Annotated in this window: 16 protein-coding genes and 1 pseudogene; 8 read left to right on the forward strand and 9 right to left on the reverse strand. The window is 63.5% G+C overall.

Features of this window, described 5'->3' with window-relative positions:
• Positions 1 to 13 precede the first annotated feature (13 nt).
• Positions 14 to 295 carry a SelT/SelW/SelH family protein gene (locus IWW33_RS18165; protein WP_046785414.1) on the forward strand — a complete coding sequence of 94 codons (282 nt, stop codon included), beginning with the start codon at positions 14 to 16 and terminating at the stop codon, positions 293 to 295.
• On the opposite strand, the gene IWW33_RS18170 is transcribed toward IWW33_RS18165, so the two are convergent.
• On the reverse strand, positions 296 to 1,186 hold the full coding sequence (locus tag IWW33_RS18170; RefSeq protein ID WP_115274145.1) for an EamA family transporter: 891 nt from the start codon (positions 1,184 to 1,186) through the stop codon (positions 296 to 298). It lies immediately after the preceding gene.
• A gap of 56 nt (positions 1,187 to 1,242) precedes the next feature.
• Positions 1,243 to 1,635, reverse strand: a pseudogene (locus tag IWW33_RS18175) (AraC family transcriptional regulator); the annotation flags it as partial.
• Between the two features lie 126 nt (positions 1,636 to 1,761).
• Between IWW33_RS18175 and IWW33_RS18180 the strand changes: the two are divergent.
• Positions 1,762 to 2,574, forward strand: a complete 813-nt coding sequence (locus tag IWW33_RS18180; RefSeq protein WP_046785412.1) for a UDP-2,3-diacylglucosamine diphosphatase — start codon at positions 1,762 to 1,764, stop codon at positions 2,572 to 2,574.
• Positions 2,575 to 2,589: 15 nt separating this feature from the next.
• On the opposite strand, the gene IWW33_RS18185 is transcribed toward IWW33_RS18180, so the two are convergent.
• Positions 2,590 to 2,901 carry a DUF962 domain-containing protein gene (locus IWW33_RS18185; protein ID WP_008091834.1) on the reverse strand — a complete coding sequence of 104 codons (312 nt, stop codon included), beginning with the start codon at positions 2,899 to 2,901 and terminating at the stop codon, positions 2,590 to 2,592.
• Positions 2,902 to 3,056: 155 nt separating this feature from the next.
• On the opposite strand from IWW33_RS18185, the gene IWW33_RS18190 reads away from it, so the two are divergent.
• Positions 3,057 to 4,118: an AraC family transcriptional regulator gene (locus tag IWW33_RS18190; RefSeq protein WP_012315624.1), complete on the forward strand. Its 1,062-nt coding sequence runs from the start codon at positions 3,057 to 3,059 to the stop codon at positions 4,116 to 4,118.
• Here IWW33_RS18190 and IWW33_RS18195 read toward each other — a convergent pair.
• Positions 4,075 to 5,529, reverse strand: coding sequence for a TrkH family potassium uptake protein (locus tag IWW33_RS18195; protein ID WP_174142118.1), 1,455 nt, complete (start codon positions 5,527 to 5,529; stop codon positions 4,075 to 4,077). The genes IWW33_RS18190 and IWW33_RS18195 overlap by 44 nt on opposite strands.
• A gap of 181 nt (positions 5,530 to 5,710) precedes the next feature.
• Here IWW33_RS18195 and IWW33_RS18200 point away from each other — a divergent pair, with 181 nt between their 5' ends.
• A complete protein-coding gene (locus IWW33_RS18200; protein WP_046785411.1) occupies positions 5,711 to 6,268 on the forward strand; it encodes an NAD(P)H nitroreductase in 558 nt (185 codons plus the stop codon).
• 130 nt (positions 6,269 to 6,398) lie between these two features.
• Here IWW33_RS18200 and IWW33_RS18205 read toward each other — a convergent pair whose 3' ends face one another.
• From IWW33_RS18205 to IWW33_RS18225, 5 genes are all read right to left on the reverse strand, one after another.
• Positions 6,399 to 7,739, reverse strand: coding sequence for a HAMP domain-containing sensor histidine kinase (locus IWW33_RS18205; RefSeq protein WP_046785410.1), 1,341 nt, complete (start codon positions 7,737 to 7,739; stop codon positions 6,399 to 6,401).
• Positions 7,740 to 7,797: 58 nt separating this feature from the next.
• On the reverse strand, positions 7,798 to 8,214 hold the full coding sequence (locus IWW33_RS18210) for a Spy/CpxP family protein refolding chaperone (RefSeq protein WP_174142117.1): 417 nt from the start codon (positions 8,212 to 8,214) through the stop codon (positions 7,798 to 7,800).
• A gap of 141 nt (positions 8,215 to 8,355) precedes the next feature.
• Positions 8,356 to 9,033: a response regulator transcription factor gene (locus tag IWW33_RS18215; protein WP_174142116.1), complete on the reverse strand. Its 678-nt coding sequence runs from the start codon at positions 9,031 to 9,033 to the stop codon at positions 8,356 to 8,358.
• Positions 9,034 to 9,111: 78 nt separating this feature from the next.
• Positions 9,112 to 9,411 carry a YciI family protein gene (locus IWW33_RS18220; protein ID WP_039604111.1) on the reverse strand — a complete coding sequence of 100 codons (300 nt, stop codon included), beginning with the start codon at positions 9,409 to 9,411 and terminating at the stop codon, positions 9,112 to 9,114.
• 1 nt (position 9,412) lies between these two features.
• Complete coding sequence (locus tag IWW33_RS18225; RefSeq protein ID WP_196914304.1) at positions 9,413 to 10,006, reverse strand: septation protein A; 594 nt, start codon at positions 10,004 to 10,006, stop codon at positions 9,413 to 9,415.
• A gap of 67 nt (positions 10,007 to 10,073) precedes the next feature.
• On the opposite strand from IWW33_RS18225, the gene IWW33_RS18230 reads away from it, so the two are divergent.
• The 4 genes from IWW33_RS18230 (at position 10,074) to scpB (ending at position 13,194) form a co-directional block, all read left to right on the forward strand.
• Complete coding sequence (locus IWW33_RS18230; RefSeq protein WP_174142114.1) at positions 10,074 to 10,934, forward strand: PHP domain-containing protein; 861 nt, start codon at positions 10,074 to 10,076, stop codon at positions 10,932 to 10,934.
• A 13-nt stretch (positions 10,935 to 10,947) separates the two neighbouring features.
• On the forward strand, positions 10,948 to 11,577 hold the full coding sequence (locus IWW33_RS18235; RefSeq protein ID WP_039604644.1) for an L-threonylcarbamoyladenylate synthase: 630 nt from the start codon (positions 10,948 to 10,950) through the stop codon (positions 11,575 to 11,577).
• Between the two features lie 125 nt (positions 11,578 to 11,702).
• Positions 11,703 to 12,428 (forward strand): ScpA family protein, encoded by a 726-nt coding sequence (locus IWW33_RS18240; protein WP_161871245.1) that lies wholly within the window; start codon positions 11,703 to 11,705, stop codon positions 12,426 to 12,428.
• Positions 12,415 to 13,194: an SMC-Scp complex subunit ScpB gene (scpB, locus tag IWW33_RS18245; RefSeq protein ID WP_119687585.1), complete on the forward strand. Its 780-nt coding sequence runs from the start codon at positions 12,415 to 12,417 to the stop codon at positions 13,192 to 13,194. The genes IWW33_RS18240 and scpB overlap by 14 nt, the downstream gene beginning before the upstream one ends.
• Positions 13,195 to 13,274: the final 80 nt, after the last annotated feature.

Below are 13,274 nucleotides of genomic sequence, written 5' to 3' on the forward strand. Positions count from 1 at the left end.
GAGAAAGCGCACCATGGCCGACAACAAGCCGGAAATCGTCATAACATATTGCACGCAGTGCCAATGGCTGCTGCGTGCCGCCTGGCTGGCCCAGGAACTGCTCAGCACCTTCGCCGACGACCTGGCCCGGGTGGCGCTGGAGCCCGCTACCGGCGGCACCTTCCGCATCACCTGCAATGGCGTGCAGATCTGGGAACGCAAGGCTGACGGTGGTTTCCCAGAGGCCAAGGCGCTCAAGCAGCGCGTGCGTGACCAGATCGACCCGCAGCGCGACCTTGGGCACAACGATCGCTGATCAGGCGCCCTCGGCCACGGTGCGTGGCTTGGGCGGCTGCTCGGCGCCAAGGCGGCTGGAAAGCACAATGGCGAAGATGATCAGTGCACCGCCCAGCAGCATGCGCAGGGTTGGTGTTTCGGCGAACACCATCCAGGCAACAGCGATGCCGTAGACCGGTTCCATGCCGAAAACCACCGCGGCAGTGCGTGCCTTGATCACTGCCAGGCTGGCGACGAACAGGCTGTGGGCGACGCCCGTGCAGAAAACCCCTAGCAGGGCGATCCACAGCCAGTCCATCGGCTTCACCGCGCCCAGGCCATGCACGGCGAACGGCAACAGGCACAGGCCGACCACGAGGTTTTGCCACAGCGCTGCCTGTACGGCGGGCAAGCGCCCCGAGCCTGCCCGGTTGGTCAGCGACAGCAGCGAGAACAGCAAGCCGGAAAGCAGCGCCCACAGCAGTCCGCCCGTGGCTTCGCTGGCCAGGTCGAAAGACGGCGTCACCAGAACCAGGCCGATGCTCACCAGCAATACCAGCAGTGCTTCGTTGCGGCGGATGCGTTCACGGAACAGCACCCCTTCGAGCATCACGGTAAACGCCGGGAAACTGGCGAAGCCGAGGGTGGCGATAGCCACGCCACCGACTTTGACGGCGATGAAGAAGCTGACCCAGTGGCCGGCCAGCAGCACACCACCCAGCAAGAGGCGCTGTACGTCCTGGCTGCGCAGGCGCTGCCAGCCTGGGCCGGCGAGGCTGGCGAACAGCGCAAGGGCGAGCACGGCGAAGGCGGCACGGCCGAAGACGATGATGGCCGGGCTGGCGCTGGCGGCCAGTTTGCCAAACACGCCGGTCAGGCCGAAGAACAGTGCGCCGATGTGCAGGGCGCCCAGGGCTGTACGGTGGTTCATGGTGGTCCTTTGAAATGCGTTTGTTCAGTCGCGGACTTTTTGTGCGTTTACCCGAAGAGGCCTGCCCCTTGGCGGGCGATCAGCGGATCGTCCACCGGGCTTGCCGCCAGCCAGTCCACCAGTTGCTGCTGGCGAGGGTCCAGGCCCAGCGCGGCAGAGCGGTCCAGCAGGCGCCGGCTGGCGTTGGCATGCTCGCCGAGTTGCTCGTCCAGCCAATCATCGCTCGGTACATCGAGGACCAGGCAGTGGCTGCCGGCATCGCTGCCACAGGTGTGATGGGCGCCGGCCGGCACAACGATCAGGCCTTGACGGTCGATCCGTGCCCCATGCCCTTGCACCTCGAAGTCCAGCCGGCCACGCAGGCCGAACACCAACTGTGGGTGGTCGTGGCTGTGGGCGATCACGTCGTCGCGGTAGTGGCGAAGGGAAAGAATCGGGCCGGCGGTCATGGTGGGTCCTCGCAGGGCAGAGCGCCATTGTGCCGTATTCCTGGCTGGCCAGCACCGATCACATCGCTGCCACCAGCCTGTCATGTGCGGATGCCAGTCTCCAGCAAACAGCGCCGGAGCCCGCCCATGACCCATGCCGAACTCTCTCGCCCGTCACGCAAGCAGCGCGTACGCACCCTGTGGATATCTGACGTGCATCTGGGCACCCGCGACTGTCAGGCCGAACACCTGTCGCGCTTTCTCAAGGGCTACCAGGCCGACCGTATCTATCTGGTCGGTGACATCATCGATGGCTGGAAGCTGCGCGGCGGTATCTACTGGCCGCAGGCCCACACCAACGTGATCCGCCGTTTGTTGACCATGAGCAAACGTGGCACCGAGGTGATCTACGTGACGGGCAACCATGATGAGTTCCTGCGGCGCTACTCCAGGCTGGTCCTGGGCAACATCCAGTTGGTGGACGAGGCCGAGCATCTCACCGCTGATGGTCGTCGGCTGTTAGTGATCCATGGTGACCAGTTCGATGTGATTACCCGTTATCACCGCTGGCTAGCTTTTCTCGGTGACCGTGCCTACGAATTCACGCTGGTCCTCAACCGCTGGCTCAACCACTGGCGGGCCCGCTACGGTTATGGTTATTGGTCGCTTTCGGCCTACCTCAAGCACAAGGTCAAAGGCGCGGTGAACTTCATCAGCGATTTCGAGGATGCCATTGCCCATGAGTGCACCCGTCGCGGCTTTCACGGGGTGGTGTGCGGGCATATCCACCATGCCGAAATCCGCAAGGTCGGGGATGTGGATTACCTCAACTGTGGCGATTGGGTGGAATCCTGCACTGCGCTGATCGAGCATTGGGATGGCAGTATCGAGCTGTACCGGCTGGCCGACGCACAGCTACGGCAGGCAGAGGGCGTTGCGGGGTTGCGCGAACCTGCGTGATAGGCATCCGAGAAACTATAGGCTGATCCTGCCCAGCAGAATGTCGCGGAACATGGCGAAATCGCCAATCAGGCTGTACAGCGGATGCTTGAAGGTTGCCGGCCGGTTTTTCTCGAAAAAGAAGTGCCCGACCCAGGCAAACCCATAGCCGAACAGCGGCACTGCCAGCAGCAGCAGCCATTTGCCGCTGCCGATCGTGTACGCCAGCAGGGCGATCACCAGGCTGGTACCGACAAAGTGCAGGCGCCGGCAGGTGGGGTTGCTGTGCTCCCCCAGGTAATAGGGGTAGAACTCGGCAAAACTGCGAAACTGCGCTGTGCTGTTCATGAGCAGTGCTCCAGGATTGACACTTTTTGACAGGATACACGGCGTGGAGCCTGAATCGAGTCTAGAGTCATTGGCGGAGCCTACCAGTGACAATAGGCGCCAAATGAGTATCCTTGAGGTTAACCGCATGAAGCGGTCAGGATAAGAAGCCTGTCATGAGTGAGAGAACCACGTCAGCCAGCTGGGCATCAGGGATTGTGAAGGCGCTCGAGCTGGAAGGGCTCGACTGCCCGGCCATGTTCGAGCAACTCGGCCTGGATTTCGCTGCCCTCGACGACCCCGATGCGCGGTTCCCTCAGGATTCCATGACCCGCCTTTGGCAACTGGCTGTAGAACTGTCGGGCAATGAAGCGATCGGCCTGAACATGGCGCGGGTGGTCAGGCCGGCTTCGTTCCATGTGGTGGGCTACGCCTTGATGTCCAGCCGCACCCTGGCCGAAGGTTTCGAGCGCCTGGTGCGCTACCAGCGCATCATCGCTGAAAGCTCCGACCTGAGCTTCCGCCTGGGGCCTGAGGGGTATTCGCTGATCCTCACCGTGCACGGTGATCACCTGCCACCGACGCGGCACAGTGCAGAGGCTTCGCTGGCCTGTGCGCTGGCGCTGTGCAAGTGGCTCAGCGGGCGGCCCATCCAGCCGCGGCGGGTGCTGATCCAAGGGCCTCAACCCAAGAACGTCGAGCCCTACAAGGTGGCTTTCCATTCCCCGCTGGTGTTCGGTGCGCCGCACGACGCGCTGGTGTTCGAGCGCGCCGACATGGAAGCTGCGCTACCGACCGCCAATGAGGCCATGGCCATTCTGCACGACCGGTTTGCCGGGGAATATCTGGCACGCTTCTCTGAAAGCCGGGTGACCCACCGGGTGCGCCAGGTGCTTTGCCGCATCCTGCCTCAGGGCGAACCCAAGCGGGAAACCCTGGCCCAGGCGCTGCACCTGTCCCAGCGCACCCTGCAGCGCCGCTTGCAGGAAGAGGGCACCAGCTTTCAGGCATTGCTGGACGACACCCGTCGCGAGCTGGCAGAGCAGTACCTCGCCCAGCCCGGCATGACCTTGCTGGAAACCGCCTACCTGTTGGGGTTCGCTGACCCGAGCAACTTCTACCGGGCCTTCCGCCGCTGGTTCGACGTCACCCCCAGCGAGTATCGCGCCCGTCTGGGCGCGGACCCCGAAGTGGTCAGTGACGCCAGAACGCCGGCATGCACAGCACCAGCACCGTGATGATCTCCAGGCGGCCGAGCAGCATGCCGCCGGCAAGAATCCACTTGGCAGCGTCTGGCAGCATGGCGTAGTTGCCTGCCGGGCCGATCACATCACCCAGGCCCGGGCCAACGCCCGAAACGGTTGCGGCGGCGCCGGTCAGTGCGGTCATCCAGTCCACGCCCAGCAGCGACAGTAGCAACGCCATGACGCAGATGGTGATCGCGAAGAAGAACGAGAAGGTCAGGATCGAGCGCACGATCTCTTCGTCCAGGCGATGGCCGTTGTATTTCTGTTTGATCACGGCGCGTGGGTGAATCAACTGGTTGAGGCTGGCCTTGAGCAGGATGTAGGCCACCTGGAAGCGGAAGATCTTGATACCGCCGGCGGTCGAACCAGAGCAGCCACCGACGAAGCCCAGATAGAAGAACAGCATCAGCGAAAAATTGCCCCACAGGCTGTAGTCGCCCAGGGCGAAACCGGTGGTGGTGATCACCGAGGTCACGTTGAACGCCACGTGGCGCAAGGCATCGAGCCAGTGCAGGTTGGTAGTGGCCCAGTACCAGGTGCCCAGCACCAGCCAGGTGACCACCAGCAAGCCAAGCAGCCCCTGGACCTGCTGGTCGCGAATCAGCGCCTTGCGGTTGCCGCGCAGGGTGGCCACGTACAAGGCGAAGGGCAGGCTGCCAAGGATCATCACTACCACCGCGACCCAGTGCACGGCAGGGATGTCCCATTTGGCGAGGGACTGGTCGGAGGTCGAGAACCCCCCGGTGGAAATGGCCGACATGGCATGGTTGATGGCGTCGAACGGCTTCATGCCGGCCCACCAGAAGGCCAGGGCGCCCAGCACCGAGAAGCAGACGTACACCCCGACGATCGACTTGGCGACCATGTGCGAGCGCGGCATGACCTTCTCCGAGCGGTCGGACGATTCGGTCTGGAACAGGCGCATGCCACCGATGCGCAGCAGCGGCAGGATCGCCACCGCCATGGCGATGAAGCCGATACCGCCGAGCCAGTGCAGCATCGAGCGCCACATCAGGATGCCCGGCGACATGGCGTCCAGCCCGCTGAGCACGGTGGCACCGGTGGCAGTGATGCCGGACATGCTTTCGAAGAAGGCGTCGGTGTAGCTGATGTGCTGGGTCAGCAGGAAGGGCAGGGCGGCGAACACGCCTACCACCAGCCAGCTGCTGACAGTCAGCAGGTACATGTCGCGCGGGCGCAGGTGCACATGCTCCGGGCGGCCCTGGATGATCAGGAGCAAGCCTGCGACGAAGGTGATCAGGCTTGACCAGAGGAACGACGGCATGTCGCCGGTACGTTCGAAGACCACCAGCGTCGCCATGGGTACGACCATGCTGACCGCCAGGGTGATCAGGAAGATGCCGATGATGAAACCAATGATCCTTAAGGTCGGCAACGCCATGTGATCTGCTCTGACTCTGAACGGAAGGGCGCCATTCTACCTATGGGTCTGGCAGCTGCAAGCTGCGAGCTACAAGCTGGAAGAAATGGCCGTGTGCACCGGGCGGCTTCTGCTTGGCGCTTGCAGCTTGCAGCTTGCAGCTTGAGAATGGCCGCACATTCAACTGCCAGGAGGGTAGCCGATGGAGGCTCTCGACGCATTGCTCAACCGTGTATCCGTGCCACGCCTCACTGAACCTGCGCCAAATGCCGCCCAGCGCGAGGCGCTGTTCCAGGCTGCGCTGCGCGCGCCCGATCACGGCCAGCTGCGGCCATGGCGCTTTCTGACCATCGAAGGCCAGGGCCGCGAGAAGCTCGGCGAGCTGTTTGCCGAAGCGGTGCAGAACAAGGGCGATGCTACCCAGGCTGCGCTGGACAAGGCCCGCGCCATGCCGTTGCGTGCGCCGCTGCTGATCGTGGTGATCGCCAGGCTGCAGGACCACTACAAGGTGCCGATGTCGGAGCAGCGCCTGGCGGCAGGCTGTGCGGCGCATGGCATCCTGATAGCCGCACATGCCCAAGGTATCGGTGCAGTGTGGCGTACCGGCGACATGGCCTTCGATGCCCATGTGCACAAGGGCTTGGGGCTGGGCGAGAACGAAGAGTTGATCGGTTACCTGTATGTCGGTACGCCGATGGCCGAGCCGCGTACTGCACCGGTTCTGCAAACCGCCGAGTTCGTCAGCGCCTGGGGCGAATGACGCCAGGGGCCACTGTGCGGCCCAATCGCCGGCAAGCCGGCCCACTGGGTTTGCGCTGAGCTGGAGAGCAGCGAGGTACCTGTGGGAGCCGGCTTGCCGGCGATTGGGCTGCAGCGCAGCCCTCTCGGATTCAACTGCCAATCTCCACTTCCAGCGGCAATTCCAGCCGGGCGACAAAACCGCCCTGTGGGTGGTTCTCCAGTACCAGCCTCCCGCCATGGCGCTCCGCCGCCTTGCGCGCAATCGCCAGCCCCAGGCCATGCCCGGGTGCCTCCTGCCCGGGGGCACGGAAGAACGGCTCACCCAGCTGCGCCAGGTGCTCCGCCGACACCCCCGGCCCATGGTCACGCACACTCACGACGATGCGCCCTTGCTCACGCCCGGCGCGCACCTCGATCGGCTGCCCCTGCGGATTGAAACGCAAGGCATTGCGCAGCAGGTTGTCAACGGCACGCTCGATCAGCGTTGGCCAGCCTTGCAGCGTCAAGCCCGGTTGCGCCTCCAGCCGAACGTCCTGCTCCGGTGCGCTGAGCTGTGCGTCCTTGCGCACGCTGCCCAGCAGGGCGTTGAGGTCGACCGTTTCGGCGTGAGACTGCTCAGCATCGACCCGGGCCAGCGTCAGAATTTCGCTGATCAGGTCTTCCAGCCGGTCACATTCGCGGGTCAGACGCGGCCACAAGGCTTGGCGCTGCTCGGCTTCAGCCCGTTCGGCAAGCGCCAGGGCGATGCGCAGACGCGCCAGCGGTGAGCGCAGTTCGTGGGAAACGTCGCGCAGCAACTGGCGCTGGCTGCCGATCAGGCTCTGCAAGCGGGCACCCATCTTGTTGAAGTCCTTGGCCAGCACGCCGAACTCATCACGCCGTGCAGCCAGGCGCGCCAGGCTGTTTTGCTGGTAGCTGGCCTGGCCAAGGTCGTGCACCGCACTGCGCAGGCGGCTCAGCGGGCGGGTGATGGACAGGGTCACCAGCAGGCTGAACAGGGTCAGCACCACCAGGGCTATGCCCAGGGCGCTCAGGGGCCAGAGCAGGCTCTCGCGGTGCCAGGCGTCCAGTTCCGGGTGCGGAATACGGTAGATCAGCAGGTACGTCTCACCGCTTTCGGGGCTGGTGTATTCCTCGGTCAGACGACGCCAGGGCAGGCGGCGCTCGTCATTGTGCTGGCGCGCCTCGAAGGCTGCGGCGCGGCGCGGGAAGGTACCGGGTACCACGGCCTCGCCACTGTCGTCGAGCACCTGTACATCGATCTTGAAGCGCTGCTTGCGACGTTCGAGGAAATGCTGAGCCGACGCCAGGCCTTCGTGTTCATAGTGCTTGACCCAACGGCTGGCGAGCGTACTGAGACCGGGGTGGCGGCTGAGTATCCAGGCATCCTGGTTGAGCATATGGCCCAGTAGGATCGACAGGCCTGCGACCAGGGTGATAGCCAGCCAGAAACTGGCCAGGATGCGCCAGAACAGAGAACGCAAGAGCACCTCCTAAACGGGAAAAGCCCGGCCCGCTTGTGGGCGGGCCGGGCATTGGTGGGACAGCTTACTGGGCCTTGTCGGCTTTTTCAGCTTTCCAGGCCTGGAATTCCTTCCATTCAGCCTTGCGTGCTTCACGCGCTTTTTGCAGTTCGTCGAACTTCTTCTGCTGCTCTGGCTTGAGCAGGGCGCGGACCTGGCTGTCGGTCTTGTCGTGGTTGGCCTTGAGTTCGTCCTTCATGGCCTTCTGGTCTGCTGCCGGCAGTTTGGCCAGATAGCGTTCGGTGATGTCGTGGCGGTTTTTCATCTGCTCGCCCATCAGCTTGCCAATCTGCTGGCGCTGGTCGCGGCTGAGGTCCAGTTGGGCGAAAGGCGCGTTACCGCGATGATGCGGGCCGTCGTGACGCGGGCCGCCTTCTGGCATGGCCATGGCCACGGTCGGCAAGGCAGCGGCGAACATCAGGGCGATCAAGGTCTTGCGCATGGTGTCTCTCCTGTCATGGGCCGGTGGTTACCGGATGAGCTCAGTCTAGGGAGATCAAGGTCAAGCGCAGTCAGCGAACGGTAAAGGCTGGGTAAAGAAAGCGCTGCGAGCTTCAAGCTGCAAGCTTGCAGCTGCCCCTGCCTACAGGCTGTAGTAGTAGCCGCGGCTACGCAGTGCGACGATGCGCGGGCGGCCGTCGGCGTGCGGGCCGACCTTCTTGCGCAGGTTGCTGACGTGCATGTCCAGGCTGCGATCGTAAAGGGTCAGCTTGCGGCCCAGGCCGATCTGCGCAAGCTCCTGCTTGTCCAGCGGCTCGCCCGGCTGGCGCAGCAGAGCTTCGAGGATACGGCTTTCAGACAGGGTAAGGGTCATCTCGCGGCCATCGATGCTGACCACGCCGCGCACGGGGCTGAAGGCCAGGTCGCCGATCTCCACCTGTGTAGTGGTAGCGGTCGGGTGGCTGCGGCGCAGCACTGCGCGCAAGCGGGCGGTCAGCTCACGCGGGTCGCAGGGCTTGGCCAGGTAATCGTCAGCGCCCAGTTCCAGGCCGAGAATGCGGTCCAGCGGCTCGCCGCGGGCCGACAACATCAGCACCGGCAGCTCTGCATGCTCGCTGCGCAGCTGTTTGAGCAGCTCAAGGCCGCTACCGTCAGGCAGCATCACGTCGAGCACTACCGCTGCCGGTGCATGTTCGGCCAACGCCCGGCGCGCGCTCTGGCCATCATGGCAGGCGCGAACGGCAAAACCTTCCTGGGTCAGCCAGCTGCCGAGCAGCTCGCAGAGTTCCTGGTCATCATCAATCAGTAACAGCTCGCTCATGACTCACTCAATTCAAATCGACGGCGTCTGACGCGCTCGCCAGTGGCAAAGATACCGCAGACGCCGACAATTTATCGATCAGGGCAAGACTTGCTTGAAAGGTTTGACGATGACCTGGTCGTAAACGCCCGCTGCAATGTACGGGTCGGCATCGGCCCAGGCCTGGGCAGCGCTGAGGGAATCGAACTCGGCGACGATCAGGCTGCCGCTGAAACCGGCTTCACCCGGGTCGTTGCTGTCGATGGCCGGGTGCGGGCCCGCCAGTACCACCCGGCCTTCGCTTTGCAGCTGCTTGAGGCGTTCGATGTGCGCCGGGCGTGCGGCCAGGCGTTTTTCCAGGGAATTTGCGACGTCGCTGGCAATGATGGCGTAAAGCATGTCAATCCTTGGGTTTGGAGGTAGACGGAGTGTCGTGCAGGTGGCGCGACAGGTACACGCCCTGCGCCACCAGGAATATCACGGTCATGCCCAGGCTGCCGAAGACTTTGAAGTCGACCCAGAACTCCTGGAAGGTGAAGGCGACGAACAGGTTGGCCGCGCCACAGAACAGGAAAAATGCGATCCAGGCCAGGTTGAGTCGGGTCCAGATGGCATCGGGCAGGGTCAGGGCGTGGCCCATGATGCGCTTGATCAGCACCCGGTCCCCGATGAAGTGGCTGCCGGCAAAGCCCAGGGCGAACAGCCAGTTGACCACCGGCGCCTTCCACTTGAGGAAGGTCTCGCTATGGAAGGTCAGGGTCAGGCCGCCGAATACCAGGCAGGCGACCAGCGTCAGCCATTGGCCTTTCTCCAGCCTGCGCTGGCGCAGGAACAGCGCGCCATACACCACCAGCGAGCTGACGATCAGCATCGCCGTGGCGCTATAGATACCGCCGAATTCGAAGCTGTGCCCTGCCACTTCCATGGGGCGGGGGTCGAGCTTGTAGACGATGAAGAACAGTAGCAGCGGGATGAAATCGATGAATTGTTTCACAATGGCAGCCAGAATCGGGATGTGGCGGCATAATAACAAACATCGAATCCAGCGGTAGCGCTCCTCTATGAATGTTGATCTGCACTGTCACAGCACGGCCTCCGACGGCGCCCTGGCGCCCGCGGTCCTGGTCGCCCGGGCCCAGGAGCACGGGGTGCAGACGTTGGCACTGACCGACCATGACACCCTTGAAGGCCTGTCCGAGGCCCGCCAGGCCTGCGTCGAACGGGGCATGCGCTGGGTCAGCGGGGTGGAGCTTTCGTGCACGTGGGGGGGCGCGACCATCCATGTGCTGGGGTATGACTTCCCGCTTGAAGCCCCGCCGCTGCTCGAAGCGATCGAATCCCTGCACCGTGGCCGCTGGCTGCGCGCCGAGGAAATCGACAAACGGCTGGCGGCCAAGGGCATGCCAGGTACCCTCGAGGGTGCCCGCGCCGTGCAGCAGGAGTTGGGCGACAGCGGTAACGCACCGGCACGGCCGCATTTTGCCGAGCACCTGGTGCGCGCAGGCCACGTCAAAGACCGTGGTGAAGCGTTTCGCAAGTGGTTGGGGGCCGGCAAGCTGGGTGACGTCAAGCTGCATTGGCCGACGCTCGAGGAAACCGTTGCCACATTGCGCCAGTCCAACGCCTGGGTGAGCCTGGCCCATCCGATGCACTACGATCTGACCCGCAGCAAGCGCAGGCGCCTGATTGCCGACTATATTCAGGCAGGTGGGCAGGCGCTTGAAGTGGTCAATGGGATGATGCCTGCCGAGCAGGTGGGCACGATGTCCATCCTCACTCGTGAGTTCGGCCTGCTGGCAAGCGCTGGCAGCGATTTCCACGGCCCCGGCACCTGGGGCGAGATCGGTGCCTACCGGCCATTGCCTGAGGATCTGCCACCTCTGTGGCGCCGATTCAGCCATGAACAACCTATGGCGATATGAACAGGAAGACTTCGTGAGCCAATTTTTCCAGATTCATCCGGAGAACCCCCAGCCGCGGCTGATTCGCCAGGCGGTGGAAATCATCCGCAAGGGCGGTGTGGTCGTCTATCCGACCGACTCGGCCTACGCACTGGGGTGCCAGATCGGTGACAAGGCAGCGATCGAGAGGGTTCGGCGTCTGCGCGGTTTGGACAAGACCCACAATTTCACCCTGATGTGCTGCGACATGTCGCAGTTGGGCCTGTACGCGAAGGTCGACACCGGCACTTTCCGTCTTCTCAAGGCGCATGTGCCCGGCCCCTACACGTTCATCCTCAATGGCACCCGCGAGGTGCCGCGGCTGTTGTTGCACGAGAAGCGTCGCACCATCGGCCTGCGGGTTCCGGACCACGGCATCACCCTGGCACTGCTGGCAGAACTGGGTGAGCCGCTGATGAGCGTGAGCCTGATCCTGCCCGGTGATACCGAGCCGATGACCGACCCCTATGAAATTCGCGAGCGCCTGGAGCATCACGTGGACCTGGTCATCGACGGCGGTTTCGGCGACCTGAAGGCCTCGACCATCATCGACCTGTCTGGCGACGAGCCCGAACTGATCCGTGAAGGCTGCGGCGACCCCACGCCATTTCTGGTCAACGCGTGAGCCAGATGGAGATACCCGAGGCTGCGGCCATCGAAGCCGAACTGCCTCAACAATTGCAGTTGGCCCTGGTTTACGGCGAAGCCCTGACCGAGATGCCGGTGGACCTTTACATTCCACCGGACGCGCTGGAGGTCATCCTCGAGGCCTTCGAAGGCCCGCTCGACCTGCTGCTTTATCTGATCCGCAAGCAGAACATCGACATTCTTGACATCCCCGTGGCGGAGATTACCCGCCAGTACATGGGGTACGTCGAGTTGATGAAAAGCGTGCGCCTGGAGTTGGCCGCCGAATACCTGGTGATGGCAGCAATGCTCGCCGAGATAAAGTCGCGCATGTTGCTGCCACGTTCCGCCGAGGTCGAGGAGGAGGAAGGCGACCCGCGTGCCGAGCTTATCCGCCGCCTGCAGGAGTACGAGCGTTTCAAGGCCGCGGCCGAAGGCATCGACGAACTGCCGCGGGTTGGCCGTGACGTCGTGGTGCCGCGCCTTGAGGCGCCCCAGGCCAAGGTGCGCAAGCTGTTGCCCCAGGTCAGCCTGGAAGAGTTGCTGGTTTCGATGGCGGAGGTCATGCGCCGCAACGACCTGTTCGAAAGCCACCAGATCACCCGTGAGACGCTGTCTACCCGCGAGCGCATGAGCGAAGTGCTCGAACGGCTGAAGGGTGGCGGGTTCGTGCCTTTCGTGGAGCTGTTCACGGCTGAGGAAGGCAAGCTGGGTGTGGTGGTCACCTTCATGGCAATTCTCGAGCTGGTGAAGGAATCGCTGATCGAACTGGTGCAGAATGAGCCTTTCGCCGCGATCCATGTCCGGGTGCGCGCCGAGTCTGTCGAAGAACCTGATGAATCTGAATGAACCCCGCGACCTGGCGTCGCTGATCGAGGCGTTTCTGCTTGCCTCAGGCAAACCGCAATCTCTTGAACGGCTGTACGAGCTGTTCGAGGAGGCCGAGCGCCCTGAGCCGAAGGTATTCAAGAAAGCCTTGGACGTGCTCGGCAAATCCTGCAGTGGCCGGGCCTTCGAGCTCAAGGAAGTGGCCAGCGGCTATCGCCTGCAGATTCGCGACAATTTCGCGCCGTGGGTGGGCCGCCTGTGGGAAGAACGCCCGCAGCGCTATTCCCGTGCGCTGCTCGAAACCATGGCCTTGATCGCTTACCGCCAGCCCATCACCCGTGGCGAGATCGAGGACGTGCGGGGTGTTGCGGTCAACAGCAACATCATCAAGACCCTGATGGAGCGTGAGTGGATCCGGGTAGTTGGCCACCGCGAGGTCCCTGGGCGGCCGGCGATGTTCGCCACCACCAAGGCGTTTCTCGATCATTTCAACCTCAAGAGCCTGGACGAGTTGCCGGCCTTGGCCGAGCTGCGCGAAATGGAGCCGGAGCCGTTGCTAGACCCGGATGATGCACCGGTGCCGGCGCATTTGCAGGCGTTGGCTGATGCCAGCCTGGCCGACGAGGAGGCGGTCGCCGAACCTAAGGAGGAAACGAGCTTCCGTAGCCTGCTGGTGGAACTGGATGCGATGGAGGAGGGGCTCAAGACCGATTTCGATGATTTGCCAGAGGAAGATGCGCCAGAGCCTGAGGTCGCGGTTGAGGATCAAAACAAGGTGCAGCCCTGAGGCTTGGGCGCCGGGATTACAGGTGCTGCGCGGCGTGGTGGGTGCAGGCTGGCCGGCGATGAGGCCGGCCCTTTCATTAC

Origin of the sequence: Pseudomonas sp. M2, from assembly GCF_015751845.1 — a bacterium.
Taxonomy (GTDB): Bacteria; Pseudomonadota; Gammaproteobacteria; order Pseudomonadales; family Pseudomonadaceae; genus Aquipseudomonas; species Aquipseudomonas putida_E.

Coding starts and splice junctions, on each gene's coding strand:
- IWW33_RS18165 (WP_046785414.1), top strand. CDS start 14: ATGGCCGACAACAAGCCGGAAATCGTCATAACATATTGCACGCAGTGC.
- IWW33_RS18170 (WP_115274145.1), bottom strand. CDS start 1,186: ATGAACCACCGTACAGCCCTGGGCGCCCTGCACATCGGCGCACTGTTC.
- IWW33_RS18180 (WP_046785412.1), top strand. CDS start 1,762: ATGACCCATGCCGAACTCTCTCGCCCGTCACGCAAGCAGCGCGTACGC.
- IWW33_RS18185 (WP_008091834.1), bottom strand. CDS start 2,901: ATGAACAGCACAGCGCAGTTTCGCAGTTTTGCCGAGTTCTACCCCTAT.
- IWW33_RS18190 (WP_012315624.1), top strand. CDS start 3,057: ATGAGTGAGAGAACCACGTCAGCCAGCTGGGCATCAGGGATTGTGAAG.
- IWW33_RS18195 (WP_174142118.1), bottom strand. CDS start 5,529: ATGGCGTTGCCGACCTTAAGGATCATTGGTTTCATCATCGGCATCTTC.
- IWW33_RS18200 (WP_046785411.1), top strand. CDS start 5,711: ATGGAGGCTCTCGACGCATTGCTCAACCGTGTATCCGTGCCACGCCTC.
- IWW33_RS18210 (WP_174142117.1), bottom strand. CDS start 8,214: ATGCGCAAGACCTTGATCGCCCTGATGTTCGCCGCTGCCTTGCCGACC.
- IWW33_RS18215 (WP_174142116.1), bottom strand. CDS start 9,033: ATGAGCGAGCTGTTACTGATTGATGATGACCAGGAACTCTGCGAGCTG.
- IWW33_RS18220 (WP_039604111.1), bottom strand. CDS start 9,411: ATGCTTTACGCCATCATTGCCAGCGACGTCGCAAATTCCCTGGAAAAA.
- IWW33_RS18230 (WP_174142114.1), top strand. CDS start 10,074: ATGAATGTTGATCTGCACTGTCACAGCACGGCCTCCGACGGCGCCCTG.
- scpB (WP_119687585.1), top strand. CDS start 12,415: ATGAATCTGAATGAACCCCGCGACCTGGCGTCGCTGATCGAGGCGTTT.